Raw genomic sequence first — 26674 nt, forward strand, 5'->3', positions numbered from 1 at the left:
CAACGACTTAGAGTTGGCTCTAAGTCAAGCGCTGGAGGAGGCCCGATGGGTGCACGGCTGACGATCGGCGAGGTGGCGCGCCAGGCCGGGGTCGCGGCGACCACGCTGCGGTATTACGAGCAGATCGGGTTGGTGCCGCCGCCGGGGCGGCTGGGCGGGCAGCGCCGCTACGACGATTCGGTGCTGGCCCGGCTCGAAGTGATCCGGCTCTGCAAATCGGCCGGCTTCGCGCTGGAGGAGATCCAGCTGCTGTTCGCCGATGACGCGCCGGGGCGCCCGGCCAGCCGCGCGCTGGCCGAGGCCAAGCTCGCCGAAATCGACGCGCAAATGGAGTCGCTGGCCCGGGCGCGCGCCGTCATCGAATGGGGCATGCGTTGCACGTGCCCGTCAATTGACTCGTGTACGTGCGGGATTCATACTGCGTTGCCCGCCTGAGCAAAGGAGCGCCATGACCCAGCCGCACCCCATCGCCGTGCAGAACTTCTCCCACGTTTGCGTCGGCGTCTCCGACATCGAGGCGTCCCTGGCCTTCTACACCGCGGTGCTGGGCATGGACGTGGTCTTCGACGTCGAACTCGACGGCGCCGGGCTGGACTCGGTGACCGGCGGGGCGGCGCAGCGCGGCCGGATGGTCGGCGGGCTGATCGGCGCCGTCATGGTCGAGCTGCTGTCGCTGGGCGCGGTGCCCGAGTGCCCGAGCGGCCCGCACCTGGGCTACACCAACGTCTCGTTCCGGGTTGACGACCTCGACGCGACCTACGACGCGGTCCGGCGCGAACACCCCGACGTCCGGGCCCAACCGCCCGTCGATATCGGCGGTGTGCGGATGTTCTTCATCTACGACCCCGACGGCACGCCGATCGAGCTCCTGGAGCTGCCCTCGGGCATAACCAGCACGGTGCAGCTCTGGCGCCCTGATCCGGGCTGATGTGTTCCGCGTCCGCAACCACGGACGTACGCTCACGAAGGGCACTGCCGACCGGCGCCAAGGAGGACGCAGATGACGACAGCCGAGCGCCCGGCCACCCTGTGTGAGGCGTTCCAGCGCACCGCGTCGATCGATCCGGATGCCGTCGCCCTTCGGACTCCGGGCGACACGCAGACGATGACGTGGAGCGAGCTTGCGGCGCGGGTGCGAAAGGTCACCGCGGGCCTGGCAGGCCTGGGCGTCGGACGCGGCGACACGGTGTCGTTGATGATGGCCAACCGCATCGAGTTCTACCCCTTCGAGATCGGCGCCCAACACCTCGGCGCCACTTCGTTTTCGGTGTACAACACGCTGCCCGCCGAGCAGCTGAGCTACCTGTTCGACAACGCCGGCACCAGGGTCGCGATCTGCGAGGAGCAGTACGTGGACCGCATCCGCGCCAGCGGCGCCCCCATCGAACACATCGTCTGCATCGACGGTTCACCGCCCGGCACCATGTCGGTCGACGACGTGTACGCCGCCGCGCCGGCCGATTTCGACTTCGAGGCGACGTGGCGGGCGGTGCTGCCCGACGACGTCGTCACGCTCATCTACACCTCGGGGACCACCGGAAATCCCAAGGGCGTGGAGATGACCCACGCCCATCTGCTGTTCGAGGCGTATGCCCTCAACAGCGTCCTGCCGTCGGAGTTCGGTGACCGGGTCACGTCGTACCTGCCGACGGCGCACATCGCCGACCGGGTGATGGGCCTGTACGGCCTGGAAGTGTTCGGTGCCCAGGTCACCGTCGTCTCCGATATCCGCGCCATTGCCGCGGCGCTGCCCGACGTGCGGCCCACGGTGTGGGGCGGGGTGCCGCGCGTGTGGGAAAAGCTCAAGGCCGGAATCGAATTCGCCGTCAGCAGTGAGACGGACGAAATCAAGCGTCAGGCGTTGCAGTGGGCGATGTCGGTGGCCGGCAAGCGCGCCGCCGCCCTGCTGGCCGGCGAGCCGATGTCCGGCGAGCTGGCCGCCGAATGGGCCCGGGCCGACGAGTTGGTGCTGTCCAGGCTGCGCGAGCGGCTCGGCTTCGGCGAACTGCGGTGGGCGGTGTCGGGCGCGGCCCCGATCCCCAGGGAGACGCTGGCGTTCTTCCTCGGCATCGGCGTTCCGATCGCCGAAGTGTGGGGGATGTCGGAACTGAGCTGCGTCGCCAGCGTCTGCCATCCTCACGACGCGCGCCTGGGCACCGTCGGCAAGCTGCTTCCCGGAATGGAGGGCAAGGTCGCCGACGACGGCGAATTCCTCGTCCGGGGCCCGCTGGTGATGAAGGGCTACCGCAAGGAACCCGCCAAGACCGCCGACGCCATCGACGCAGACGGGTGGCTGCACACCGGCGACATCATCGACGTCGACGACGAGGGCCACCTGAGGATCGTCGACCGCAAGAAGGAGTTGATCATCAACGCCGCCGGAAAGAACATGTCGCCGGCCAACATCGAGAACACCGTGCTGGCCGCGTGCCCGATGATCGGCGTGATGATTACGATCGGTGACGGGCGGCCGTACAACGCCGCGCTGATGGTCTTCGACGCCGAGTCGGTCGGTCCATACGCGGCCCAACTGGGACTGGCCGAGACGTCGCCCGCGGCCCTGGCGACCCACCCGGAGGTCATCGCCCGGGTCTCCGCGGGTGTGGCCGAGGGCAACGCCAAATTGTCGCGGGTGGAACAGATCAAGCGCTTCCGGATATTGCCGTCGCTGTGGGAGCCGGGGGGAGACGAGATCACGTTGACCATGAAGCTCAAGCGCAAGCCGATCATGACGAAGTACGCGAGTGAGATCGAGGAGCTCTACGCGCCCGAGTTGCACCCGGATGTGCACGAGCCTTCGGCGGCCGCGACGGTGCAGCCGGCATGAGCACCGGACCGGGGGCGACGGCCCGTGAGCTCGGCCGGGTGGGAGTGCGAAAGCTGCTGCAGCGCACCGGCATTGTCGAGGAATCGACGACACCGCTGACCACCGACCCGGCGGAGGTTGTCCAGCTGCTCGCCGCCCCGTGGTATGACGAGCGGCTTAGCGCGCTGGCCGACGAGCTCGGGCGGGACTTGCCCGGCGTGCGCGCCGAGGCCGCCTGCTACCTGAGGGAGATGGCGCCCTCGCTGGACGAGCGCGCGGTGGAGGCCTGGCGCGGCTTCAGCCGCTGGCTGATGCGGGCCTACGACGTGCTGGTCGACGAGGATCAGATCGCGCAGCTGCGCAAGCTGGATCGCAAAGCGACGCTGGCGTTTGCCTTCTCGCATCGCTCCTACCTGGACGGCCTGCTGCTGCCGGAGGTGATTCAGGCCAACCGGCTCTCGCCCGCCCTCACCTTCGGCGGCGCCAATTTGAACTTCTTCCCGATGGGGATCTGGGCCAAGCGCACCGGCACGATCTTCATCCGGCGCCAGACCAAAGACATCCCCGTCTACCGCTTCGTATTGCGCGCGTACGCGGCGCAGCTGGTGCAAAACCACGCCAACCTCACCTGGTCGATCGAAGGCGGCCGCACCCGGACCGGCAAGCTGCGGCCCCCGGTGTACGGGATCCTGCGCTACATCAGCGACGCCGTCGACGAAATCGACGGCCCCGAAGTGTATTTGGTGCCCACGTCGATCGTCTACGACCAGCTGCACGAGGTCGAGGCGATGACCACCGAGGCCTACGGTGCGACCAAGCGCCCCGAGGACTTCCGTTTCCTGGTTCGGCTGGCGCGCCAGCAGGGGGAGCGGCTGGGCCGCGCCTACCTGGACTTCGGCGAACCGCTCCCGCTGCGCAAGCGCCTGGAAGAGCTGCGCGCCGAGGAGACCGGAACGGGCACCGAGATCGAACGCATCGCGCTGGACGTCGAGCACCGGATCAACCGCGCCACCCCGGTCACCCCCACCGCGGTGGTGAGCCTCGCGCTGCTGGGTGCCGACCGCTCGCTGTCCATCAGCGAGGTGCTGGCCACCGTGCGGCCGCTGGCCAGCTACATCGCGGCGCGGAACTGGACTGTGGCCGGCGCGGCCGACCTGACGAATCGGTCGACCATCCGCTGGACGCTGCATCAGCTCGTCGCCTCGGGGGTGGTCAGCGTGTATGACGCCGGCACCGAACCGGTCTGGGGGATCGGTGCGGACCAGCACCTGGTCGCCGCGTTCTACCGCAACACCGCCATCCACATCGTGGTCGATCGCGCCATTGCCGAGACGGCCCTGCTGGCCGCCACGGAAGACGCCGAAAACTCCGTCGACGGCTTGGTGTTGCCGGCGACGGTGCGCGACGAGGCGCTGAGCCTGCGCGAGTTGCTGAAGTTCGAGTTCCTGTTCTCGGCGCGTGCGCAATTCGAGAAGGACCTCGCCGACGAGGTGCGCCTGATCGGGCGCGTGGAGGACACCAGCAAGGCGGCCAGGGCGGCCGACGTCCGCGGCCTGCTGGAGAAGGCCGATCTGCTGCTGGCGCACTTGGTCCTGCGCCCGTTCCTGGACGCCTACCACATCGTCGCCGACCGGTTGGCCGCCTACGACGACGAATCATTCGACGAGGACGCGTTTCTCGCCGAATGCCTCGAGGTCGGCAAGCAGTGGGAGCTGCAGCGCAGGATGGCCAGCGCCGAGTCCAGGTCGATGGAGTTGTTCAAGACCGCGCTGCGGCTGGCCCGGCACCGCGAGCTGGTGGACGGCTTCGAAGACCTGGATGTCGCGCGGCGACGCCGCGAGTTCGCCGACGAGATCGCCACGGCCGTCCGGCGGGTCAACACCATCGCGGGACTGGCCGGGGCACGCTAGGCGGTGGTGCCCTGGTGGCCAATGTGCGAATAGTGAGATAGTCACGCCCGACGCAAGTTGGCAACAGAAGCTTGTCGTACCCCCCTGCGATGATGAAGTCATGTCGTCGATCGCATCGCCTCCCGTGGAGGCGAATCCTGCTGAGCGGCTTGAGGTGTTGTTCGATGAGTTGGCGGAGTTGGCCGGTCAGCGCAACGCGATCGACGGGCGTATCGTGGAAATCGTCGCGGAGCTCGATCGCGACGAGCTCTGCGGTGCCACCGGTGCGCGGTCGGCTGCGGCGTTGGTGGCCTGGAAGCTGGGCTGCTCGCCGGCGAACGCGCACACGATCACCGATGTCGCGCGCCGGCTTCACGCGTTCCCGCGCTGCGCCCAAGGCATGCTTGAGGGTCGGTTGTCGCTGGATCAGGTCGGGGTCATCGCGGCGCGGGCGGGTGAGGGCTCTGATGAGCACTACGCGGAGTTGGCCCGGGTCGCCACGGTCAACCAGCTGCGCACCGCGGTCAAGCTGGAACCGCGACCCGAACCCGATTCCGGGCCGCAACGGCACCCCTCGATCACCAAGACGTCCAGCGACGAGTTCACCTGGTGGCGGATCAAACTTCCGCACCTGGATGCGGCGAAGTTCGACGCGGCGTTGGCCTCTCATCGTGACGCGCTGATCGCCGAGTGGAAGCGCGATCGCGGCGATCGAGGCGCCGCGTCCGATGCCCTGCCGCCGTTGCCGGGCACCATCGAGGCGTTCATGCGCCTGGTCGAGGCCGGATGGGATGCCGAGGCGGCCCGCCGGCCGCACGGGCAGCACACCACGGTGGTGGTGCACGTCGATGTCGAGCAGCCTGCGGCCGCACTGCATCTGGGTCCGCTGCTCACCGACGCCGAACGCCGCTACCTGACCTGCGATGCCACCTGCGAGGTGTGGTTCGAACGCGACGGTGAGGTCATCGGCGCCGGGCGGGCGACGCGCCAGATCAGCCGGCGGCTTCGCCGCGCACTCGAGCATCGCCACCCCACTTGCGCGGTTCCCGGCTGCGGCGCTACCCGGGGTCTGCACGCCCACCACCTCCGGCATTGGGAAGACGGCGGCCCCACCGAGTTGGCCAACCTGGTGCTGGTGTGCCCATATCACCACCGGTTGCACCACCGGGGCGTCGTCACGATCACCGGACCCGCCAACGATCTCGTGGTCACCGACAGCTCGGGCCGACCGCTCAGCGCGGGATCGCTTGCGCGTGCGCCCAACCAAGCCCCGCCCGACGTCCCGCCATGCCCCGGGCCCGCCGGCGAGCGCGCCGACTGGTGGTGGTACGAACCCTTCCAACCCCAACCACCGCCAAGCAACAACTAGGTCGGTTTGCGAACCAACGGCCGGTAGCACTTCGCCGCGACGTGGAACACCACCCACCTCCGACACACCGAGAAGGTGATGGGCAAGCTCTTCTCATGATCCGAATGGCAACGCCGGATGATGCGGACGCTATCGCAGACATTTATGCGCCATACGTGCGCGACTCCGCGATCTCCTTCGAGGCGGCGCCGCCGAAGGCCCAGGAGATGCGGTCGAGGCTGTCCGCCACTTTGACCGACCTGCCCTGGCTGGTCATCACCCATGCCGACGTCGTCAGGGGCTACGCCTACGCAAGTCCGCACGGCGAGCGGGCCGCCTACCGATGGTCCGTCGACGTGTCCATCTACCTCGACGGGTCGTCTCGCCGGAAGGGAAACGGCCGCCGGACATACTCCGCATTGCTCAATCTGCTTGCCGCGCAGGGGTATATCAATGCATTCGCCGCCATTGCGCTGCCTAATCCCGCAAGCGTCGGTCTGCACGAGTCGATGGGTTTCGCCTGTGTCGGCGTGTTCGATGGGGTGGGCTTCAAGAACGGGGCATGGTGGGACATCGGCTGGTGGCGCTGCCGCCTGGCCGAGCGGCCCGGGCGGCCCAGCGACCCGCTGCCCTGGTCGCAGCTACCGACCCGGACAATTGAGGCTGCGCTAAGAGCACGACCGATGAGCGTTGACGCAGGCGGCACCGCTGGACGTGCGCTATGACTTGATGGGTAACCGTCCGCGGCAAGCGGCGAATCGAGGGGAGTCGATGAGTGCCAAGTCCGGCGGGCCGACCCGCCCGCTGATCGCGTTCACCAGCCAGGACAACGCACCACCGGTAACGCCGGCGCCGATCAGCCGGAAGTGGATGTCGGAGATGCGGAACGGTTGGCCGAATCGGTGTTTGCCGATGCTGATCGCCAACCAGAGCGGCTGGGAACTGCGCAATCCGTGCGCATTCACCGCCACCTGGATGGGCGGGGACGACAGCGCGGGGGTGATCGTCGCGCCCGACCGGCGCGACGAAGGGCAGCTGCTGCCCTTCAGCCACTTCGGTCACGGCATCCTGACCTGGCATCTGCCGATGCTGTTTCGCACCCCGCCCGGCTACAACCTGTTGGTCCGCGGGCCGGCGAATTATCCGAAGGACGCCGTATCGCCGCTGGAGGGCGTCGTCGAAACCGACTGGGCCACATCCAGTTTCAGTATGAGCTGGCAGATCACTCGGAAGATGATGCCGGTGCGATTCGAGGTCGACGAGCCGATCTGCATGATCGTCCCCCAGCGCCGGGGTGAGCTTGAGGAGTTCGCCCCGGAACTCAGGCCCATCGACTCCGACGAGGAAGTGCGCCGCAAACACGAGTTCTTCCTCCGTTCACGCGACGAGCTGGGCCGGGCGCAGGCCGCGACCAACCCCGCCGTGGGCGAGCGGGTGCCGTGGCAAGGCGACTACACGCGGGGCCGGCATGCCGACGGCGAGGCCGGCGCGCCCGATCACCAGACGCGCATCCACCTTCGCCCCTTTGCCGCATGGCAGCGGGAGCCGCACCGGTAGCGATCGCCCCGCCCGCGTTGCGTACGGTGCTCGCGCCACCCGCCGGGCCCATCGCCCCCGGGGCCCGCGACATAGAGTTGGTGGCATGCCACTTTCAGGGGAATACGCGCCGAGTCCATGGGATTGGGCCCGCGAGCAGGCGGAGAAGTACGAGCAGTCGGGCGGGACCGAAGCCACGGACATGAAGGGCAAGCCCATCATCGTGCTGACGACGGTCGGGGCGAAGACGGGCAAGCTCCGCAAGACGCCGCTGATGAGGGTCGAGCACGACGGCGAGTACGCGATCGTCGCCTCCCTCGGTGGGGCCCCGAAGCACCCCGTCTGGTACCACAACGTGGTCAAGAACCCCCGGGTCGAGCTGCAGGACGGCGCCACCACCCGCGAATATGACGCCCGCGAGGTGGTCGGCGACGAGAAGGCGGTGTGGTGGGAGCGTGCGGTCGAGGCCTGGCCGGACTACGCCGAATACCAGAAGAAGACGGACCGGCAGATCCCGGTGTTCGTGCTGACCCCGGTCCGCTGAATTCCGGAGTTGGCGGGCGGGCATGGCACCATTGACCAGTGTCCGCCGAACTGAGCCATCACCCGAGCGTCTCGCCCCTTTCCGGGGCTGACATCGACGCCGCGGCCGCGCGGATCGCCGCGGTGGTCACGCCGACCCCGCTGCAGTTGTGTGACCGGCTGTCGGAGATCACCGGCGCGAACGTCTACCTCAAGCGGGAAGACCTGCAGGTGGTGCGCTCCTACAAGCTGCGCGGGGCCTACAACCTGCTGGTCCAGTTGTCCGATGAGGAGTTGGCCGCGGGCGTGGTGTGCTCGTCGGCGGGCAACCACGCTCAGGGCTTTGCCTACGCGTGCCGGACGCTCGGGGTGCACGGCCGCGTGTACGTGCCCGCCAAGACCCCGCAGCAAAAGCGGGACCGCATCCGCTACCACGGCGGGGAGTTCATCGAACTGATCGTGGGCGGAACGACATATGACCTGGCCGCCGAGGCCGCGCTGGCCGATGTCGAGCGCACCGGCGCCACGCTCGTGCCGCCGTATGACGATCTGCGCACCATCGCCGGTCAGGGCACCATCGCCGTCGAGGTGCTGGACCAACTGGACAACGAGCCGGACCTGGTGGTGGTCCCCGTGGGGGGCGGTGGGTGCATCGCCGGCATCACCACCTACCTGGCCGAGCGGACGACGAACACGTCGGTGCTGGGCGTCGAACCGGCCGGGGCCGCGGCGATGATGGCCGCGCTGGCCGCCGGCAAGCCGGTGACGCTGGACCACGTCGACCAGTTCGTCGACGGCGCCGCGGTGCGCCGCGCGGGCACGCTGACCTACGCCGCGCTGGCGGCCGCGGGTGACATGGTGTCGATCACCGCGACCGACGAGGGAGCGGTGTGCACCGCGATGCTGGACCTCTACCAGAACGAGGGCATCATTGCCGAGCCCGCGGGCGCGCTGTCGGTCGCGGGGCTCCTGGAGGCCGACATCGAGCCCGGCTCCACCGTGGTGTGCCTCATCTCGGGCGGCAACAACGACGTCTCGCGCTACGGCGAGGTGCTGGAGCGCTCGCTGGTCCACCTCGGACTCAAGCACTACTTCCTGGTGGACTTCCCGCAGGAACCCGGTGCGCTGCGCCGGTTCCTCGACGAGGTGCTGGGCCCCGACGACGACATCACCTTGTTCGAGTACATCAAGCGCAACAACCGCGAGACCGGCGAGGCGCTGGTGGGCATCCAGTTGGCGTCGTCGGCCGACTTGGACGGCCTGCTCGCGCGGATGCGGGCGACCGAGCTGCACGTCGAACGCCTCGAGCCCGGCTCACCGGCCTACCGCTACCTGCTGTTCTAGCCCCGGCCGCGAGGCATGGACCAGCAGTATGGGCCCGGGTCTGGGGCGTTTGGCCTGGTCAGCGTCGGCATCATCGGTTCGCTCGCACTGCTTGTGTGCGCGGCGATCTGGGTTGCTGGGCGTGGACCCGCGTTCGGGATGCTCCGAAAGAGGGTGTCCAACTCGGCCGTGATCGGCAAAACGCTGACATGGTTGCGTGACCGGATCAGCGACAGGGGGTGGCCGCTGGCGCGTCGGTGGCCCGACAACGAGGCCGCCGGCGTCGCATTGCTTCTCGGGCTGGTCGTGGTAGCCGCGCTGGCGGTCGGCTTCACCGAAGTGCTCGACGACGTGCTCGAGGGCGACGGCATCGCCGGCATCGACCAGCCGGTGACTCGGTGGCTTGCGGCCCACCGTGAGCTGTGGCTGACCGCGGCCCTGCGGGCGGTCACTGCCGCGGGCGGACCCGTTTTTCTGGCTGCTCTCGCCGTCCCGATTGCCGTTGCCGCCGGCTACCGGTGCAGGTCATGGCGGCCCATGGTGCTGGCTCTGATTGGTGGCGGTGCGGTTCCGCTCGTGCTCTTCACCGCCAAAGCGTTGGTAGGCCGAAAACGACCGCCCCTGCCGTTCGCCCTCGTCGACGCCGACGGGTATTCGTTTCCGTCCGGACACGCGACCGGCACCGCGGCGGTCATGGTCATCTCTGCGTGGATGCTGACCCGCTGGCTGATCCCCTGGTGGACCGGGCGGGTGCTGGTCTGGACCATCGCGATCGGCTCGGCGTTCCTGGTCGGCTTCTCCCGCGTCTATCTGGGAGTCCATTACGTCAGCGATGTGCTCTCTGGCTGGTTGCTGGGACTGGCCTGGGCGGGCACCGTCATGCTCGTCGGAACCTGGTGGGACAACGCCCGGCGCGCAGGTGGCCGGCCGGGCGCCCGACAACCATGAGCACCCCGCGGTTCAGCGTCGGCGCTCGCGAAGGTAGGTCGGCATAGGAGTACCGGAAGCCAGATCTCCGGCCGGCACCGGCGCCCCTGCCGTCACGCTGACCGGCACCACGCCCGCCCAGTGCGGCAGCGCGCAATCCTCCGGATCGTCCACCGGGTCGCCGGTGCGCACCTTCGCCGACACTTCCACAAGGTCGAGCGCGAGAACGCCGGTGGCGGCCAGCTCGCGCGGGTTCGGGGGCCGGCAGTCCGCGGCCCGGCCGGGCGCCAGGTGATCGAGCAGGCCGGCGAGGGCCCGCAGTTTCTCCGCCCCGTCGTCGACCACGCGCGCGTCGCCCAGCACGACCACCGAGCGAAAGTTCACCGAATGGTGCATCGCGGCGCGCGCCAGTACCAGCCCGTCGACCAGGGTGACGGTGACACACACCGGCAGGCCCGACGGCGCCGCCGCGGCCGCGAGCAGGGGGCCGCTGCCGGTGGAACCGTGCAGATAGAGCGTCTCGCCGAGGCGGGCATGGGTGGTCGGCAGCACGACCGGGCGGCCGGCGCTGAGGTAGCCCAGGTGGCAGATCGTCGATTCGTCCAGGATCTGGTGGACGGTCTCGCGGTCGTAGCGTGCGCGCTCCCGGTAGCGCGTGGGCGTCGTGCGCGCAGTCCGCCGGTATTCGGTATCCATGGCGTTATCTCTCGTTCTAGTACATAATGTATGACGTGCCAGTACAAAGCAGCATAACCGGGAAGGGCGCGGAGTCCATAGCCGCCAGCATCGAAGAGGCCATTTCGGCCGGCTCACTGGCGCCGGGGGACGCGCTGCCGCCCGTCCGGGAGCTGGCCGCGCAGCTCGGCGTGAACGCCAACACCGCCGCCGCGGCCTACCGCCTGCTGCGCCAGCGCGGCGCCGTGGAAACCGCGGGCCGCCGAGGCACCCGCGTGCGGCACCGCCCGGCGACCACGCCCCGGTCCCTCCTCGCGCTCGACATCCCCGCCGGGGTGCGCGACCTGTCGACCGGCAATCCGGACCCGGCCCTGCTGCCCCTCGCGGGTGCCACCCTGCCCGGTCCGGTGCGGGGTCGCCCGGTGCTGTACGGGGAACCGGCCATGTCGTCGGTCTTGGCCGAGTTCGCCCGGACGGCGTTATCCGGTGACGGGATCCCGGCCGATCATCTCGCGGTGACCAGCGGAGCGCTCGATGGCATCGAGCGCGTCCTGAACGCGCATCTTCGGCCCGGCGACCGGATTGCCGTCGAGGACCCGGGCTGGGCCAACCTGCTCGATTTGCTTGCCGCCCTTGGCCTTTCGGTCGAGCCCGTCCGGGTCGACGACGACGGGCCGCTGCCTACCGACCTGGCGCGGGCGTTGGGGCGCGGGGTGCGCGGGCTCATCGTCACCAATCGTGCCCAAAACCCAACGGGCGCGGCACTATCGGCTGAGCGCGCCGATGCGCTTCAGCGGCTGCTGGCGCCCCGCGCCGAGGACCTGCTGCTCATCGAAGACGATCACTGCGCGGGCATTTCCGGCGCGCCGCTGCACACCCTGGCCGGCGCGACCCGGCATTGGGCGTTCGTGCGGTCGGCGTCGAAGGCTTACGGCCCCGACCTGCGCGTGGCCGTGCTCGCCGGCGACCATCGCACCATCGAGCGCGTGCGCGGCCGCCTGCGGCTCGGCCCGGGCTGGGTGAGCCACCTGCTGCAGGACCTGGCCGTCAGCCTGTGGTCGGACCATGCGGCCGTGCGGCTGGTCGGGACGGCCGAGCGCCAGTACGCCGAAACCCGCCGCGGGCTGTCCGCCGCCCTGGCGGATCGTGCCGTCGCCGCGCACGCGCGCTCCGGGCTCAACGTATGGATTCCGGTGCCGGACGAGACGGTCGCGATCACCCGGTTGCTGCGCGCGGGCTGGGCCGCGGCGCCCGGCACGCGGTACCGGATCGGCACCCCGCCCGGCATCCGCGTCACCGTCGCCGACGTGACGGCCGACGAAATCGACCCCCTGGCCGACGCGATCGCCGAGGCGGTGCACGGCCCGGGCCGCCTCAGCGTCTAACCGCCTTCGGTGCGATCGTTTCCCAGGCCGGGGCCCGTCCACAACAGCACCACGCTGCGGTCCGGAGGCGTCTCCTCGGGTTCGGCGGGCGGAGCCGCCAGCGGCTCCCTCTTCCTCAGCAAGCCGATACACCGGCCGAATGCGGATCGATTCATGGGCGAATCATCGGCGGTTGCCCGCGCGGCCGCTCACCGTTATCCACAGCCCCTGATGCGGCGCGAGGTTACGTCTGCTCGCGCACCGACAGGATGGCGAACGAATGGCCCTGAAGCACCGTGTGGTCGACGTCGACCGCGGGCTCACCCCAGGCCAGGACCACGTCGCCGGCGATCGGCACCTTCACCGGCTCGGTGTCGAGGTTGCACACGATGCGCAACCGGCCGCGCGACACGCTGATCCAGTGTTGCTCCTCGTCGTAGTCGACGGCGAGGTGCTGCAGCCACGGGTCAGCCAGGTCGGGGTCGCCGTGCCGCAGCGCGATCAGGTCGCGGTAGAGCCGGTGTACCCGGCCGTGTTCGCCGGAGTCGACCTCGTCCCACTTGAGCTTCGAGCGCTGGAAGGTCTGCGGGTCCTGGGGGTCGGGGATCTCGTCGGCATCCCAGCCGTGTTCGGCGAACTCGGCCTTGCGTCCCTCCGCGGTGGCCCTGGCCAGCTCCGGCTCGGGATGCGAGCTGAAGAACTGGAACGGGGTCGAGGCCGCATACTCCTCACCCATGAAAAGCATCGCGGTGAAGGGCGTCGCGAGCGCGAGCGCGGCCTTGATCGCCAGCTGGCCGCCGGTCAGGTTCTGCGAGGGGCGGTCCCCGAGAGCGCGGTTGCCGACCTGGTCGTGGGTGCAGGTGTATGCGACCAGGCGGGTGCCGGGAACCCCCGACCCCGCCCTGGTGTCCAACGGCCGCCCGTGGCGGCGGCGCCGAAACGACGAATACGTGGCCGCGTGAAAGTAGCCGTGGCGCAGCGTCTGCGCCAGCGCAGCCAGCGAACCGAAGTCCGCGTAGTAACCCTGGCGCTCGCCGGACACCGCGGTGTGGATGGCGTGGTGAATGTCGTCGGCCCACTGCGCCGTGAGCCCGTAGCCGCCCCGCTCGCGCGGGGTGATGAGCCGCGGGTCGTTGAGATCGCTCTCGGCGATCAGCGACAGTGGACGGCCCAACCGCTCTGAGAGCCAATCCGTTTCGGTCGCGAGCTCCTCGAGGATGTGGATGGCGGTGGTGTCGACCAGGGCGTGGACGGCGTCCAGGCGCAGCCCGTCGGCGTGGAAGTCGCGCATCCAGCGCAGCGCGCACCCGATGATGTAGCGGCGCACCTCGTCGGAGTCGGCGTCGGCGATGTTGATGCCCTCCCCCCACGGGTTGCTCGCCGACGACAGGTAGGGACCGAACTTCGGCAGGTAATTGCCCGACGGGCCGAGGTGGTTGAACACCGCGTCGACCAGCACGCCCAGCCCCCGCGCGTGGCAGGCGTCGACGAACCGGACCAAGCCGTCGGGGCCGCCGTAGGGTTCGTGGACGCTATACCAGAGCACGCCGTCGTATCCCCAACCATGTATTCCCGCAAAGGAATTCACCGGCATCAGCTCGACGAAGTCGACGCCGAGGTCCACCAGGTAGTCCAGCTTGTCGATCGCGGAATCGAAGGTGCCGGCGTCGGTGAAAGTGCCCAGGTGCATCTCGTAGATCACCGCGCCCTCGACCGGCCGGCCCTGCCAGTCGCCGTCGGTCCACGTCGCGCCGGCCGGGTCCCACAGCTGCGAGCGAGCGTGCACGCCGTCGGGCTGCCGGGGTGAGCGCGGGTCGGGCAGCACCGTGGGATCGTCGTCGAGCAAGAACCCGTACCGGGCGTCCGGCGCCGCGTCGATCCTCGCGTGCCACCAGCCGTCTTCGGACCGCGTCAGCGCGTGCACGTTGCCCTCGACGTCGAGCCGGACCGACTCCGGCTTGGGTGCCCACACCCGGAATTCAGTCATGGTGGCGCTCCAGCAGCACGACGGGCAGTTCGGCGAACAACTGGGCCGTCGAGGTTGGCCCGTCGGCGACGGCCCCGGTGAGGGCGTCTTTCCAGGTGCCCTCCGGCAGCGCCAGCACCGTGTTGCCCCAACCGGTTTCGGCAAGCCGCACCGTCCAGCGGGTCACCGCGACCACGATGTCGTCGCCGCGGCGGAAGGCCAGGACGTGATCGCTCGCGTCGCCGTTGGCCAGCACGGGAAGGTAGTCCCCGTGCAGGAAGCTGTCCGGGTGGGCGCGACGCACCCGGAGCGCCGTCGTGACGACCCGAATCTTGGGGTGCTGCAACGCTTTCAGCGCGTCGCGCCGGGCCGCATAGTCGACGGGCCTGCGGTTGTCCGGATCGACGAGGCTGTCGTCCCACAGTTCCGTGCCTTGGTAGACGTCCGGTATCCCGGGCACCGTCAGGGCCAGCAGCTTCTGGCCGAGCGCGTCGCTGGCGGCGTGCGGGTTGAGCTGGGCGACGAGTTCGGTCAGCTGGCCCGCCACCGGGCCGTCGCACACCTTGTCCAGCCACCGATGTACCGCGTCCTCGAATTCGGCGTCCGGATCGTTCCACGAGGTATGCCAGGCCGCTTCCCGGATGGCTTTCTCGGCGTAGCCGTGCAGCCGTTCGCGCAGCTCGGCGCTGACCTCGCCGCTGACCGGCCACACGCCGAAGATGTTCTGCCACAAAAACTGTCCGGTCGCCGGGTCGGGCGAAGCCGCGTCGACCTCCCAGCGGCCGACGAACTCGGCCCACAGCGACGGGACCTGCGAGAGCACCCCGATCCGGGCCCGCACGTCCTCGCCGCGCTTGGTGTCGTGCGTGGTCAGCGTCGTCATGGTCTGCGGCCACAGCCGGGCACGCGCGGCGGCGCTGTGATGGAACTCCGCCGCTCCGACACCGAAACGGTGCGGTTCACCGCCCACCTCGTTGAGCGACACCAGCCGGGCATCACGGTAGAAGTAGCAGTCCTCGACGGATTTGGCGGTGACGGCGCCGCAGAGCTGCTGCAGCCGGGTGGCCGGCTCGCCGCCCCGGGCCAGCGCCGCGGCGATCACCTGCAGGGCGGGTCCCAATTCCGGTGACTGTGCCTGGGTTTCGGCCATCGCGGTCGGCATGATCGCCGACAGGCCCGGATAGTCGCAGCGGTAGACGCCGATATGGGTGAGCAGCGCGGCCACCGCGTCGGGCACCTGTGGGTGATCGGCGCCGGCCGCCGCCACGATGCTGCGGCGCAGCCGGCGCAGTTCGCTTGCCAACGTGTCGGTGGCCGCGCGGACCTTGAGTTCCGCCAACATCTCCGGTGTCGCGCCGTAGTCCAGCCCCGCCGACCTCACGAGCTCGGTGAGCGCGGGCGCGCCGCTCGGGTCGACGAAGACGCCGCCGATCTCGCGCAGTACGTCGTAGCCGGTCGTGCCGCCGATGGGCAGGGTGGGTTCGAGTGCCTCGTCGACCGCGAGAATCTTCTCGATCACGATCCAGGTTTGCGGCCCAACCGATTCGCGCAGCCACGCCAGGTAGCCGCACGGGTCGGACAACCCGTCGGGGTGGTCGATGCGCACGCCGTCGACGAGTCCCTCGGCGGCCCAGCGGGCGACCTCGGCGTGGGTGGTGTCGAATACCGCGCGGTCTTCCTGGCGCAGCCCGGCCAGGGAGGTGATGGAGAAGAAGCGGCGGTAGCCGCACAGGCCGTTGCGCCAGCCCACCAGCCGGTAGTGCTGGCGGTCGTGAACCTCGGGTCCGGAGCCCCCGGCGGTACCGGGTGCGATGGGCAGGGCCAGGTCACCCAGCCGCAGCAGCTCCCCGTCCACCTTGAGGTCGGCGGCGTCGTCGTCGGAACCCAGAATGGGCAGCACGATGCGGCCGTCGTCGTCGAGATCCCAGTCGATATCGAAATACGTTGCGTAGTCCGAGGACCGGCCGTGCGTCAGCACGTCCCACCACCACGCGTTCTGCTGGGGCTGGTCGATCCCCACGTGATTTGGCACGATGTCGACGATCAGGCCGATGCCGCGCTCCCGCGCCGCCGCCGACAGCCGCGCCAGCCCCGCGGGGCCGCCGAGCTCGGGGGAGACCGTAGTCGGGTCGGTGACGTCGTAGCCGTGGTTGGACCCGGTGGCCGCGGTCATGATCGGGGACAAGTACAGGTGCGACACCCCGAGTTCGTCCAGGTAGTCCAGCAGGTTTTCCGCGTCGGCGAAGGTGAACGCGAACCCGCTGGCCTCACCACGCAGCTGCAGCCGGTAGGTCGACAGTATGGGAAAAGCCATGCGTCACATGGTCTTACGTAATACCAGGAGTGAGCGTGACGGCACCACGATCTGCTCCTCGGCGTTCATCACCTGGTCGGCATCGTCCCTGGCGCCCACCGGATCGTTGGTGTCCAGTTCCACGGTCCACTCCTGCGCGTATTCGTTGTTCGGCAGCACGAACTCCACCGGTTCTTCACCGGCGTTGAAGCACAACAGGAATGAGTCATCGACCACCCGTTCACCGCGTGCATTGGGTGCGGTGATGGCTTCGCCGTTGAGGAACACCGCCACACACTTGTGAATGCTCTCGCCCCAGTCCTCGTGCGTCATCTCGCGGCTGCTTGGATTCAGCCAGGCGATATCGCGCGCTTCGTCTCCGCTCCGGATCGGCTCACCCTCGAAGAACCGGCGCCGGCGGAACACCGGATGGTTCTTGCGCAGCGAGGTCGCCTTGCGCGCGAACGCCAGCAGGTCAGAATTCTTGTCGACCAATGACCAATCCATCCAAGACAATTCGGAGTCCTGGCAGTACACGTTGTTGTTGCCGTTCTGGGTGCGGCCCAGCTCGTCGCCGTGCGCGATCATCGGCGTGCCCTGACTGAGCATCAGGGTCGCCCAGAAGTTGCGCATCTGGCGACCGCGCAGCGCCATGATCTCCGGATCGTCGGTGGGGCCCTCGACGCCGCAGTTCCACGAGCGGTTATGGCTTTCGCCGTCCCGGTTGTCTTCGCCGTTGGCCAGGTTGTGCTTTTCGTTGTAGGAGACCAAGTCGTTGAGCGTGAACCCGTCGTGGGCGGTGACGAAGTTGATGCTGGCGCTCGGGCGTCGCCCGGTCGCCTCGTACAGGTCCGACGACCCGGTCAGCCGGGACGCGAACTCGCCCAGGGTTGCGGGCTCGCCCCGCCAGTAGTCACGCACAGTATCGCGATACTTCCCGTTCCACTCCGTCCACAAACCCGGGAAATTTCCGACCTGGTAGCCGCCCTCGCCGACGTCCCACGGTTCGGCGATCAATTTGACCTGGCTGACGATCGGATCTTGCTGCACCAGATCGAAGAACGCGCTCAATCGATCGACGTCGTGCAGCTCGCGGGCGAGCGTAGCGGCCAGGTCGAAGCGGAACCCGTCGACGTGCATCTCGGTCACCCAGTAGCGCAGCGAGTCCATGATCAGCTGCAGCACGTGCGGGTGGCGGGCGTTGAGGCTGTTGCCCGTGCCGGTGTAGTCCTTGTACAGACGAAGATCCTCGTCGACGAGGCGGTAGTAGGCGGCGTTGTCGATGCCGCGGAAGTTGATCGTCGGCCCAAGGTGGTTGCCCTCGGCGGTGTGGTTGTACACCACGTCGAGGATGACCTCGATGCCCGCTTCGTGGAGGGCGCGCACCATGGATTTGAACTCGGCGACGCTGGCGTTGCGGTTGGCCGCGTATTGGTTGTGCGGCGCGAAGAACCCGAACGTGTTGTAGCCCCAGTAGTTTCGCAAGCCCAGGTCCAGTAGCCGCGAGTCGTGCATGAACTGGTGCACCGGCATCAGCTCCAGCGCGGTGACATTCAGCGACTTGAGGTAGTCGATGATCACCGGGTGGGCCAGTCCGGCATAGGTGCCCCGAAGCTCGGCGGGGATGCCCGGGTGGGTCTGGGTCATGCCCTTCACGTGGGCCTCGTAGATCACCGTCTCGTGGTACGGGGTGAGCGGCGAACGATCCGACCCCCAGTCGAAGAAGGGGTTGCTCACCACGCTGGTCATGGTGTGGCCCAGCGAGTCGACCATCGGGGGCGTCCCGGGGTCGGCGTCGTCACCGCCGGGGTCGACGGCCTTCATGTCGTAGGAGAACAGCGCCTGGCCGAAGGTGAAGTCGCCGTGGAAGGCCTTCCCGTACGGGTCGAGCAGAAGCTTGCTCGGATCGCAACGATGACCGGCCGCCGGATCGAAGGACCCGTACACCCGGAAGCCGTAGCGCTGGCCCGGGGTGATGTTGGGCAGATAGGCATGCCAGACAAAGCCGTCGACCTCGTCGAGCGGGATACGCGTCTCCGCTCCCGCGTCGTCGATCAGGCACAACTCGACCCTCTCGGCGATCTCGGAGAACACCGAGAAGTTGGTTCCCGCGCCGTCATAGGAAGCGCCGAGTGGGTACGGGTTCCCCGGCCACACCGTGGCGAGCTTCGGCTGTTGATTACTTGTAACGCCTGTTGCTGAAGCGTGATTGTCGGTCGGCACCTCTCGACTTTAGTCGGGGCCAGGGGCGTGGGGCGCGTTCACCACCAACCGGTGTTGGCGGCGATCTGGCGGCCCAATTCGCCCGCCATGGTCCGAACGTAGGTGGGGGTGAGGTGGTGGGCGCCGTGGTAGATCAGCACGTTCCCCTCGACCGGCCGGCACACGTCGGCGCGGCAGATCGCGTCGGACATGTCGAGCACCTTGAGTAGCGGGAACTGGGTCACGAAGTCGAGGGTTTGGTTGCGGTCGGACAACACGTCGGAGCGCTTGATGGCGCATGACTGCGGGCTGCCGCCCTTCTTGGCCAGGCAGTCCGCCGGGTCGAACGGCTGGCCGTTCTTCACCAGCCAGGGGGTGTCGCGCATGCCCAGGATCGGAATGTTGTTGTCGGAGAACCTCTGCCAGATGCCGATGTACGTCGCCGGCATCACGTCGCCGGGCTTGATGTTCCATGGCCGGGTCGTCGTGGTGAACACGTAGTCGGGACGGTCGGCGATGACCTTGGCCATGGTCTGCTCCACCCAGTCCCGGCACTGCGGGTAGGCGGCGTTGTTGCCCATGATCAACGGGACTTCCTCGGTGGACAGCGGGCAGCCCATCTTGAGGTAGGTCACGACCTTGAAGTGGTGCATCGTGCCGAGCAGGCTGAGCGCGGGCAGCCAGTGCTCGGCGTGGGAGCCACCCGCCAGCGCGATCGTGCGCTCGGCGGCCACGTCGCCGTAGGTGCAGATCACCACCGCCGGATTGACGAAGTCACTGATGCAACCGTCGCGGGTGGAGGCCGGTAGGTCGTCCTTGACCTCCAGCACGCTGGGCCGCATCGGCAGTGCGGGCACCCGCACGCGTTCGGTCAGGGCGCGCGCGCCGGGGTAGTCCTGCGGGTTGAGCACGCTGAGCTCCTTGCCCGCGGCCCGCAGGACGGTGACGTGCTGGCGCCACGTGAACGACGTCGCGGTCAGCGTCACGCCGAGCAGCACGATCGCCGCCCCCACCGCCATCGTGGGCCGGGGCAGGCGCGCCAGCCAGGCCGGTGTCGGCGCCGGCGCCCGACCGGCGGTGCGGTAGCGCAGGGGATCCTCGACGATCCGGGTGGTCAGGTATGCCAGCAGCCCGGAGACCAGCAACACCGCCATGCCTTCGACGAAGCCGGCGTGCCGGTGTCCGGTGAAGGACAGCCAGAAGATCAGCAGCGGCCAGTGCCACAGATAGAGCGAATACGCCATCGCACCCAGCGCGACCAGCGGCCCGGACGCCAGCACTCGGTTCGGCAGCGGCGGCCGGTCGCCGGTGGCGGGATCGCCCCGCAGGTTGGCCCCCGCCAGGATCATCAGCATGGTGGCCCCCACGGGCACCAGGGCCCACGGCCCGGGAAACTCCTTCACGCCGTCGATCAGGGCGCCGCACGACACGATCGCGGCCAGCGCGACCGTGGCCGACAGCGTTCGCAACCACATCGGCCACCGGATGGACGGCACCAGCGCACCGACCAGCGCGCCGAGCAACAGCTCCCACCCGCGCGCGAAGCTGTTGTAGTAGGCGGCCGCCTGGTTGCCCTGATGCGCCACGATCGCGTAGACGAACGACGCCACGGTCAGCGCCGTCAGCAGCACCAGGAACAGGGTGCGCAGGCGCGCGCCCAGCGGACGCCGGAACAGGTACGCGCAGCCGGCGATCAACAGCAGGAAGCCGACGTAGAACTGGCCCTGCACCGACATGGACCAGATGTGCTGCAGCGGGCTGACGGCTTCGCCCGCGCGCAGGTAGTCCGAGACGGTGTTGGCCAGCTCCCAGTTCTGGTAGTAGCCGAGGCTGGCCAGGCTTTGGTCGGCGAAAGTCTCCCAGCGGGTCTCCGGCTGCACGAGGATCGTCAGCACCGCGCACCCGGCCAGCACCACGACCAGGGCGGGGACCAGGCGGCGGACGAGCCGGATCACCTCCGCTACCGGAGAGAGGGTGACAGCCGGGTTGAGCGCCGCGCGAATGATCTTGCCGCCGAAGAAGAATCCTGACAGCGCCAAGAACACGTCGACGCCGCCGGAGACGCGTCCGAACCAGATGTGGAACACCGCGACGAGGGCGATCGCGATGCCGCGCAGGCCGTCCAGGTCGTAGCGGTAGGACCCGGCATTCCGCGCTCCCGCAGCGACCGGTTCCGCGGTCGCGGCCGGTCGGCGAGGCAGGGACAGGGTCGGCATGATCGACCGCTAATTTACCGAAAACCGCCACCCGCTCCCGGTCAGGAGCAGGTGGCGGTGTTGGGAAGGCCCGGAAAGCGCCGGTGAACTACCGGGCGGCGCCGGTCCCCGGGGGCAGGAACGGAGATTGCTGGGGCGGCACCAGCTGCACCGGGGCCTGCTGCGGCGAAGCTTGCTGCGTCGGCAGTTGCTGAACCGGGGCCTGCTGAACCGGGGCCCGCTGCAACGGCGCCGGCTGCAACGGGGCCGGCTGCAACGGGGCCTGCGCCGACTGCTGCTGAAGCGGCGCCTGCTGCACCGGCGCCTGCTGCACCGGCGCCTGCTGCACCGGGGCCTGCTGCGTGGGCAGTTGCTGCACGGGGGCCTGCTGCAACGGCGCCTGCTGCGCGGGCGCCTGCTGCGCGGGCGCCTGCTGCAACGGCGCTTGCTGCGTGGGCAGCTGCTGCACCGGCGGCTGTTGCAGCGGGGCTTGCTGCGCCGGTACCTGCTGGGGCAGCTGCTGGACCGGCGCCGACGGGACCCCGAGGACCCGGACCAGATAGGGAGCCATGCCGTTGGCGCGCACCGGCGAAACCTGGACGACGTCGCCGACCTCGAGCATCTGGTTGTTACCCAGGTACATCGCGACGCTCTGGGTGCCTTCCGGCCCGTAGAAGATCATGTCGCCCTTGTGCGCTTGTTGGGGCAGCACCTTCTGGCCGACCTTGTAGATCGCCCCGGACGAACGGGGCAGCTTGATGCCCGCGCCGGCGTAGGCGTACTGCATCAGGCCCGAGGCGTCGAAACCGACGGTGTTGATGCCCGTGCCCGTGCCGCGGGTGGGCCCGTTGATGCCGCCGCCGGCCCAGGAGAACGGCACACCGCGCTGCGACAGCCCGCGCGCGATCACCACGTCGGCGGCCTGCTGATAGTCCATGGGCCGGGTGCCCGGATCGGCGGACGCCACCACCGGGGCGACCACGGGGGCCGCCAGCATCGCCAAACCGATCGCGAGGGCGTAGATGCGTTTCATTTCCTTGGCCTCTCAGGGGCTCTCTGGCCTCGGCGCGGTGACTTCGCGCGTCCGCCGCGGTTCCATGACCTGGGCGAGGACCTCCACGTCCTCCGACACCGGTGCATGACATCTGCGGATGTGAGCAGCGGCTCCGGCCGCTTTCACATCAGTCACTGTAGCCACTTTGACAACAAATGTTGTTAGCCGCCAGGTTCCAGCGGATTTTTTGTCGTACCGTGACCGGAAGGTGACTGGGCGGCCGAATCCCGTATGCGCAGTTGTGATTTCGGTCTCAGTCGGACGCCGCAGCGCGCCGGCGGCCGACCCCGGGGCGGCCCGGCGCCTACACCCAGTAGCGTTCGCTGAAGGTGGTCAGGATGGAGCCGGCGACGGAGCTGACCATGATCAGCGTGAGCGCCAGCACCGGCCAGAAGGACATGTACCAGCCCTTCAGGATGGAAACGAGCGGACCGACCACGGCGGCCGCGATCGCCGCACCGATACCGCCCCATACCAGCGGCCGGATGTAGTAGTCGACGCCGAACGGCACCGGCCCGCACGTCTCGTCCGCGCACACGTGCTCGAGGAAGCCGAACAGGCGGGTCGGCCACGTCGTCGCGGTGGCCAGGACGATGAGCACGGCCAACAGCGCGACGGTGGAGATGACGTCCCACGCGGCCAGCCGCACCCGGATGACCCGTGGCGCCTCGTCGTCGTAATCGGCCAGCGGGGAATCGGCGCCCGCGGCCGGGTGGGGGCCCGTGGCGGGGTTACCGGGCGGATGCGAGGTAGCCATCGCGTCCCATGCTCCCCGATGGGCGGACTTTGTGCGACTCGGCTGCTTTACCCTCGATCACTATGCCTGCGGCGAGGGCCGGGTTGACGCCCGAGCAGATCAGCGCGATCGACGCCGCGCACCTGTGGCACCCGTACAGCACCATCGGCGGCGAGTCCGTCGCGCCGGTGGTGGCCGTCGCCGCCCGGGGCGCCTGGCTGACCCTGATCCGTGACGGCAGGCCGATCGAGGCGCTGGACGCGATGAGCTCCTGGTGGACCGCCATCCACGGGCACGGCCACCCGGCGTTGGACGCGGCGCTGACCACGCAGCTGGGCGTGATGAACCACGTCATGTTCGGCGGCCTCACCCACGAGCCGGCCGCACGGCTGGCACAGCTGCTGGTGGACATCACCCCCGCGGGCCTGGACACCGTCTTCTTCAGCGACTCCGGGTCGGTGTCGGTCGAGGTCGCCGTCAAGATGGCGCTGCAGTACTGGCGCGGCCGCGGTCGGCCCGGCAAGCACCGGCTGATGACGTGGCGGGGCGGCTACCACGGGGACACCTTCACGCCGATGAGCGTGTGCGATCCCGACGGCGGCATGCACTCGCTGTGGACCGACATCCTGGCCCGCCAGGTGTTCGCCCCGCAGGTGCCCCGCGCCTACGACGCCGCCTACACCGCGGCGTTCGAGCGGCAACTCGCGCAGCACGACGGCGAACTCGCGGCCGTCGTCGTCGAGCCCGTGGTGCAGGGCGCGGGCGGGATGCGCTTTCACGACCCCCGCTACCTGCGCGACCTGCGCGCGCTGTGCCGCCGCCACGACGTGCTGCTGATCTTCGACGAGATCGCCACCGGCTTCGGCCGCACCGGCGAGCTGTTCGCGGCCGACCACGCCGGGGTCAGCCCGGACATCATGTGCGTCGGCAAGGCGCTGACCGGTGGATACGTCACCCTGGCGGCCACACTGTGCAGCACCGACATCGCGCACACCATCAGCTCCGGCGAGGCCGGCGCGCTGATGCACGGCCCCACCTTCATGGCCAATCCGCTGGCCTGCGCCGTGTCGGCGGCCAGCGTCGAGCTGCTGCTCGAGCAGGACTGGCGGGCGCGGGTCGCCGAGATATCCGCCGGGCTGACGGCCGGCCTCGAACCCGCCCGCCCGCTGCCCGGTGTGACCGACGTGCGGGTGTGCGGCGCGATCGGCGTGATCGAGTGCGCCGGCCCGGTCGACCTGGCCGTCGCCACCCCGGCGGCGATGGATCGCGGCGTCTGGCTGCGCCCCTTCCGCAACCTCGTCTACGCGATGCCGCCCTACATCTGCACACCGGGCGAGATCGCCCAGATCACCTCGGCGATGGTCGAGGTCGCCCGGCTCGTTGGCTCTCGTAGTCTTTAGGGCGATGAGGGCACCGATCGAGACGTCACCCCTGGCCTGGCTGGAGGCGGTGGAAAGCCAGCGCCGCGAGGCCGGGCTACGCCGGTCGCTGCGGCCCCGGCCCCCGGTCGCCACCGAGCTGGACCTGGCGTCCAACGACTACCTCGGGCTATCCCAGCACCCCGACGTGATCGAGGGCGGCGTCGCGGCGCTGCGCATGTGGGGCGCCGGGGCCACCGGCTCCCGCCTGGTCACCGGCGACACCGAACTGCACCAGCAGTTCGAGTCCGAGCTCGCCGAGTACGTCGGCGCGGCGGCGGGCCTGCTGTTCTCGTCGGGATACGCGGCCAACCTGGGCGCGGTCGTCGGCCTGTCGGGCCGGGGCGCGCTGCTGGTCTCCGACGCCCTCTCGCACGCCTCCCTGGTCGACGCCTGCCGGTTGTCGCGGGCCCGGGTGGTGGTCACGCCCCATCGCGACGTCGAGGCCGTGGAGGCCGCCCTGGCGGACCGCGACGAGCAGCGCGCCGTCGTCATCACGGAGTCGGTGTTCAGCCCCGACGGCGCCTTGGCGCCGCTGCGGGAGCTGCACGAGGTCTGTCGCCGCCACGGCGCGTTGCTGATCGTCGACGAGGCCCACGGCCTGGGTGTGCGCGGTGACGGGCGGGGGCTCCTGTACGAGCTCGGGCTGGCGGGCGCCGCCGACGTGGTGATGACCACGACGCTGTCCAAGGCGCTGGGCAGTCAGGGCGGCGTGGTGCTCGGACCGGCGGCGGTGCGGGCCCACCTGATCGATGCCGCGCGGACGTTCATCTTCGACACCGGCCTGGCGCCGGCGGCGGTGGGCGCCGCGCGGGCCGCGCTGAGCGTGCTGCGGGCCGAACCGTGGCGACCCGCGGCGGTGGTGCGGCACGCCCGCGCCCTGGCCGAGGCGTGCGACGTTCCCGACGTCCCGCAGTCGGCGGTGGTGTCGGTGATCCTGGGCGACCCGGAGGTGGCCCTGGCCGCCGCGACCGCCTGCCTGGACGCCGGCGTGAAGGTGGGCTGCTTCCGGCCCCCGACCGTGCCGGCCGGGACGTCCCGCCTGCGCCTGACCGCGCGCGCGTCGCTGGACGCGGACGAGCTCGAGCTCGCCCGGCGGGTACTCACCGACGTCCTTGCTGTGACGCGCCGTTGACCGTCCTGGTCGTCACGGGAACGGGCACCGGCGTCGGCAAGACCGTTGTCACCGCGGCGCTGGCCTGTCACGCGCGGCAGGCCGGCATCGACGTGGCCGTGTGCAAACCCGTCCAGACCGGCACCGATTCCGGTGACGACGACCTCGCCGAGGTCGCCCGGCTGTCCGGCGTGACCGAGCTGGCCGGGCTGGCCCGCTACCCGCAACCCCTGGCGCCGGCCGCCGCGGCCGAGCTCGCCGCCGCGGCGCTGCCCACCGGCGACGACGTGCTGCGGCTGATCGCCGGCCTGGACCGTCCGGGGCGGTTGACTCTGGTCGAGGGGGCGGGTGGGCTGCTGGTCGAGCTCGCCGCCGCGGGCGTCACCCTGCGCGACCTGGCCGTCGAGTTGGGGGCCGCGGCGCTGGTCGCGGTCACCGCCGGGCTGGGCACCCTCAATCACACCGCGCTGACTCTGGAAGCGCTTGCCGCGCATCGGGTTACGTGCGTCGGCCTGGTGATCGGCAGCTGGCCGGCACGGCCCGGGCCGGTGGAGAGCTCGAATCGATCCGCCCTGGGCCGGCTGGCTCCCGTGCGGGCGGCGCTGCCGGCCGGGGCCGGATCGATGGACGCCGCGGACTTCGCGGACATGAGCGCGGCCGCGTTCGACCGCGAGTGGGTCACCGCGCAGGTCCGCTGATGGTCCATTCCATCGAGCTGCTCTTCGACGGCGAGACCGAGTCGACGATCCGTGGGCTCTGGGAAGCGCTGGCGGGCGCCGGGATCCCCAGCCAGGCGCCCGCCGGGCGGCCCCACGTCACGCTCGCGGTGGCCGACCGCATCGCCGAGGACGCCGACGCCGCGCTGCGGCCGCTGACCGAGCGGCTGCCGCTGGGCTGTGCCGTCGGCGCGTCGCTGCTGCTCGGGCGGTCCAATGCGATCCTGGCCCGGCTCATCGTGCCCACGGCGGCGTTGATCGATTTTCACTCGGAGGTGCACCGGCTGTGCGGCGAGCACCTGGCCCCCGCGCCGGCCCCCACCTGCCTGCCCGGTCAGTGGACGCCGCACGTCACGCTCGCCCGCCGCGTGAGTGGACCGGCGCTGGGCCGGGCGCTGCGCATCGCGGGGCGGCCCACGCTCGTCGAGGGCGCCTTCGCCGGCCTGCGGCACTGGAACGGCGAGAAGAAGGTGGACTACCTGATCGGCTAACCGCCGAACAGCAGCTCCACGCCGGTGGGCGTGTGGCCCCGTGCGGATCGGCCATGGCGGTGAGATACCCCGGCGGAGGTCATCTGCCGCGGCCGTTAC

Annotated in this window: 22 protein-coding genes and 1 pseudogene; 15 read left to right on the plus strand and 8 right to left on the minus strand. The window is 69.7% G+C overall.

Annotated features, from left to right (window positions below):
- The first annotated feature begins 45 nt into the window (after positions 1 to 45).
- The 10 genes from G6N51_RS01640 to G6N51_RS01685 all read left to right on the plus strand — a co-directional run bounded on the left by G6N51_RS01640 (position 46) and on the right by G6N51_RS01685 (position 10372).
- Positions 46 to 435 (plus strand): helix-turn-helix domain-containing protein, encoded by a 390-nt coding sequence (locus tag G6N51_RS01640; RefSeq protein WP_083171870.1) that lies wholly within the window; start codon positions 46 to 48, stop codon positions 433 to 435.
- Positions 436 to 448: 13 nt separating this feature from the next.
- Positions 449 to 928, plus strand: coding sequence for a VOC family protein (locus tag G6N51_RS01645; protein ID WP_083171871.1), 480 nt, complete (start codon positions 449 to 451; stop codon positions 926 to 928).
- 72 nt (positions 929 to 1000) lie between these two features.
- The gene (fadD11, locus tag G6N51_RS01650; RefSeq protein ID WP_083171872.1) at positions 1001 to 2827 is read left to right on the plus strand and encodes a fatty acid--CoA ligase FadD11; all 1827 of its coding nucleotides are present in this window, start codon (positions 1001 to 1003) and stop codon (positions 2825 to 2827) included.
- A complete protein-coding gene (locus G6N51_RS01655; RefSeq protein WP_083171873.1) occupies positions 2824 to 4716 on the plus strand; it encodes a lysophospholipid acyltransferase in 1893 nt (630 codons plus the stop codon). The genes fadD11 and G6N51_RS01655 overlap by 4 nt, the downstream gene beginning before the upstream one ends.
- Positions 4717 to 4816: 100 nt before the next feature.
- Positions 4817 to 6064 carry an HNH endonuclease signature motif containing protein gene (locus G6N51_RS01660; RefSeq protein ID WP_083171874.1) on the plus strand — a complete coding sequence of 416 codons (1248 nt, stop codon included), beginning with the start codon at positions 4817 to 4819 and terminating at the stop codon, positions 6062 to 6064.
- Between the two features lie 104 nt (positions 6065 to 6168).
- Entirely contained in the window at positions 6169 to 6768 is a 600-nt protein-coding gene (locus tag G6N51_RS01665; protein WP_083171962.1) for an arsinothricin resistance N-acetyltransferase ArsN1 family B, read from the plus strand.
- Positions 6769 to 6814: 46 nt separating this feature from the next.
- A complete protein-coding gene (locus G6N51_RS01670; RefSeq protein ID WP_083171875.1) occupies positions 6815 to 7600 on the plus strand; it encodes a DUF6065 family protein in 786 nt (261 codons plus the stop codon).
- Between the two features lie 85 nt (positions 7601 to 7685).
- Positions 7686 to 8123, plus strand: coding sequence for a nitroreductase family deazaflavin-dependent oxidoreductase (locus tag G6N51_RS01675; RefSeq protein WP_083171876.1), 438 nt, complete (start codon positions 7686 to 7688; stop codon positions 8121 to 8123).
- A gap of 38 nt (positions 8124 to 8161) precedes the next feature.
- Positions 8162 to 9445, plus strand: a complete 1284-nt coding sequence (gene ilvA / locus G6N51_RS01680; RefSeq protein ID WP_083171877.1) for a threonine ammonia-lyase — start codon at positions 8162 to 8164, stop codon at positions 9443 to 9445.
- A 15-nt stretch (positions 9446 to 9460) separates the two neighbouring features.
- Positions 9461 to 10372 (plus strand): phosphatase PAP2 family protein, encoded by a 912-nt coding sequence (locus G6N51_RS01685; protein ID WP_083171878.1) that lies wholly within the window; start codon positions 9461 to 9463, stop codon positions 10370 to 10372.
- A 12-nt stretch (positions 10373 to 10384) separates the two neighbouring features.
- Here the strand turns inward: G6N51_RS01685 and G6N51_RS01690 are convergent, their stop codons facing one another.
- On the minus strand, positions 10385 to 11047 hold the full coding sequence (locus G6N51_RS01690; RefSeq protein ID WP_083171879.1) for a pyridoxamine 5'-phosphate oxidase family protein: 663 nt from the start codon (positions 11045 to 11047) through the stop codon (positions 10385 to 10387).
- Positions 11048 to 11082: 35 nt separating this feature from the next.
- On the opposite strand from G6N51_RS01690, the gene G6N51_RS01695 reads away from it, so the two are divergent.
- Positions 11083 to 12411, plus strand: a complete 1329-nt coding sequence (locus G6N51_RS01695) for an aminotransferase class I/II-fold pyridoxal phosphate-dependent enzyme (protein WP_083171963.1) — start codon at positions 11083 to 11085, stop codon at positions 12409 to 12411.
- Here the strand turns inward: G6N51_RS01695 and G6N51_RS01700 are convergent.
- From G6N51_RS01700 to G6N51_RS01730, 7 genes and pseudogenes are all read right to left on the minus strand, one after another.
- Entirely contained in the window at positions 12408 to 12566 is a 159-nt protein-coding gene (locus G6N51_RS01700) for a hypothetical protein (RefSeq protein ID WP_158086217.1), read from the minus strand. The two genes, G6N51_RS01695 and G6N51_RS01700, sit on opposite strands and share 4 nt — an antisense overlap.
- A gap of 68 nt (positions 12567 to 12634) precedes the next feature.
- The gene (treZ, locus tag G6N51_RS01705) at positions 12635 to 14377 is read right to left on the minus strand and encodes a malto-oligosyltrehalose trehalohydrolase (protein ID WP_083171880.1); all 1743 of its coding nucleotides are present in this window, start codon (positions 14375 to 14377) and stop codon (positions 12635 to 12637) included.
- Positions 14370 to 16670 carry a malto-oligosyltrehalose synthase gene (treY, locus tag G6N51_RS01710; RefSeq protein ID WP_083171881.1) on the minus strand — a complete coding sequence of 767 codons (2301 nt, stop codon included), beginning with the start codon at positions 16668 to 16670 and terminating at the stop codon, positions 14370 to 14372. Before treY ends, treZ begins: the two co-directional genes overlap by 8 nt.
- Before the next feature lie 3 nt (positions 16671 to 16673).
- Positions 16674 to 18872: a glycogen debranching protein GlgX gene (gene glgX, locus G6N51_RS01715; protein WP_083171882.1), complete on the minus strand. Its 2199-nt coding sequence runs from the start codon at positions 18870 to 18872 to the stop codon at positions 16674 to 16676.
- 38 nt (positions 18873 to 18910) lie between these two features.
- On the minus strand, positions 18911 to 21067 hold the full coding sequence (locus G6N51_RS01720) for an acyltransferase family protein (protein WP_083171883.1): 2157 nt from the start codon (positions 21065 to 21067) through the stop codon (positions 18911 to 18913).
- A gap of 358 nt (positions 21068 to 21425) precedes the next feature.
- Positions 21426 to 22079: pseudogene (gene ripD / locus G6N51_RS01725) on the minus strand (NlpC/P60 family peptidoglycan-binding protein RipD); the annotation flags it as partial.
- A 325-nt stretch (positions 22080 to 22404) separates the two neighbouring features.
- On the minus strand, positions 22405 to 22857 hold the full coding sequence (locus G6N51_RS01730) for a hypothetical protein (RefSeq protein WP_083171885.1): 453 nt from the start codon (positions 22855 to 22857) through the stop codon (positions 22405 to 22407).
- A gap of 62 nt (positions 22858 to 22919) precedes the next feature.
- On the opposite strand from G6N51_RS01730, the gene G6N51_RS01735 reads away from it, so the two are divergent.
- From G6N51_RS01735 to G6N51_RS01750, 4 genes are read left to right on the plus strand one after another with little or no spacing between them, the layout of a single operon-like run.
- Positions 22920 to 24236: an adenosylmethionine--8-amino-7-oxononanoate transaminase gene (locus tag G6N51_RS01735; protein WP_083171886.1), complete on the plus strand. Its 1317-nt coding sequence runs from the start codon at positions 22920 to 22922 to the stop codon at positions 24234 to 24236.
- A gap of 4 nt (positions 24237 to 24240) precedes the next feature.
- A complete protein-coding gene (locus G6N51_RS01740) occupies positions 24241 to 25389 on the plus strand; it encodes an 8-amino-7-oxononanoate synthase (RefSeq protein ID WP_083171887.1) in 1149 nt (382 codons plus the stop codon).
- On the plus strand, positions 25386 to 26066 hold the full coding sequence (bioD, locus tag G6N51_RS01745; protein WP_083171888.1) for a dethiobiotin synthase: 681 nt from the start codon (positions 25386 to 25388) through the stop codon (positions 26064 to 26066). The genes G6N51_RS01740 and bioD overlap by 4 nt, the downstream gene beginning before the upstream one ends.
- Positions 26066 to 26575 (plus strand): 2'-5' RNA ligase family protein, encoded by a 510-nt coding sequence (locus G6N51_RS01750; RefSeq protein WP_083171889.1) that lies wholly within the window; start codon positions 26066 to 26068, stop codon positions 26573 to 26575. The genes bioD and G6N51_RS01750 overlap by 1 nt, the downstream gene beginning before the upstream one ends.
- Positions 26576 to 26674 lie beyond the last annotated feature (99 nt).

It is taken from the genome of Mycobacterium paraseoulense, assembly GCF_010731655.1.
In the GTDB taxonomy this organism is placed as follows: Bacteria; Actinomycetota; Actinomycetes; order Mycobacteriales; family Mycobacteriaceae; genus Mycobacterium; species Mycobacterium paraseoulense.

Bases quoted from the DNA above. Each gene is read 5' to 3' on its own strand.
- fadD11 (WP_083171872.1), top strand. From the start codon at position 1,001: ATGACGACAGCCGAGCGCCCGGCCACCCTGTGTGAGGCGTTCCAGCGC.
- G6N51_RS01670 (WP_083171875.1), top strand. From the start codon at position 6,815: ATGAGTGCCAAGTCCGGCGGGCCGACCCGCCCGCTGATCGCGTTCACC.
- treY (WP_083171881.1), bottom strand. From the start codon at position 16,670: ATGGCTTTTCCCATACTGTCGACCTACCGGCTGCAGCTGCGTGGTGAG.
- G6N51_RS01700 (WP_158086217.1), bottom strand. From the start codon at position 12,566: ATGAATCGATCCGCATTCGGCCGGTGTATCGGCTTGCTGAGGAAGAGG.
- G6N51_RS01660 (WP_083171874.1), top strand. From the start codon at position 4,817: ATGTCGTCGATCGCATCGCCTCCCGTGGAGGCGAATCCTGCTGAGCGG.
- G6N51_RS01750 (WP_083171889.1), top strand. From the start codon at position 26,066: ATGGTCCATTCCATCGAGCTGCTCTTCGACGGCGAGACCGAGTCGACG.
- G6N51_RS01675 (WP_083171876.1), top strand. From the start codon at position 7,686: ATGCCACTTTCAGGGGAATACGCGCCGAGTCCATGGGATTGGGCCCGC.
- G6N51_RS01740 (WP_083171887.1), top strand. From the start codon at position 24,241: ATGAGGGCACCGATCGAGACGTCACCCCTGGCCTGGCTGGAGGCGGTG.
- G6N51_RS01730 (WP_083171885.1), bottom strand. From the start codon at position 22,857: ATGGCTACCTCGCATCCGCCCGGTAACCCCGCCACGGGCCCCCACCCG.
- G6N51_RS01690 (WP_083171879.1), bottom strand. From the start codon at position 11,047: ATGGATACCGAATACCGGCGGACTGCGCGCACGACGCCCACGCGCTAC.
- G6N51_RS01640 (WP_083171870.1), top strand. From the start codon at position 46: ATGGGTGCACGGCTGACGATCGGCGAGGTGGCGCGCCAGGCCGGGGTC.
- G6N51_RS01685 (WP_083171878.1), top strand. From the start codon at position 9,461: ATGGACCAGCAGTATGGGCCCGGGTCTGGGGCGTTTGGCCTGGTCAGC.
- G6N51_RS01655 (WP_083171873.1), top strand. From the start codon at position 2,824: ATGAGCACCGGACCGGGGGCGACGGCCCGTGAGCTCGGCCGGGTGGGA.
- G6N51_RS01645 (WP_083171871.1), top strand. From the start codon at position 449: ATGACCCAGCCGCACCCCATCGCCGTGCAGAACTTCTCCCACGTTTGC.
- G6N51_RS01720 (WP_083171883.1), bottom strand. From the start codon at position 21,067: ATGCCGACCCTGTCCCTGCCTCGCCGACCGGCCGCGACCGCGGAACCG.
- G6N51_RS01665 (WP_083171962.1), top strand. From the start codon at position 6,169: ATGGCAACGCCGGATGATGCGGACGCTATCGCAGACATTTATGCGCCA.
- G6N51_RS01735 (WP_083171886.1), top strand. From the start codon at position 22,920: ATGCCTGCGGCGAGGGCCGGGTTGACGCCCGAGCAGATCAGCGCGATC.
- treZ (WP_083171880.1), bottom strand. From the start codon at position 14,377: ATGACTGAATTCCGGGTGTGGGCACCCAAGCCGGAGTCGGTCCGGCTC.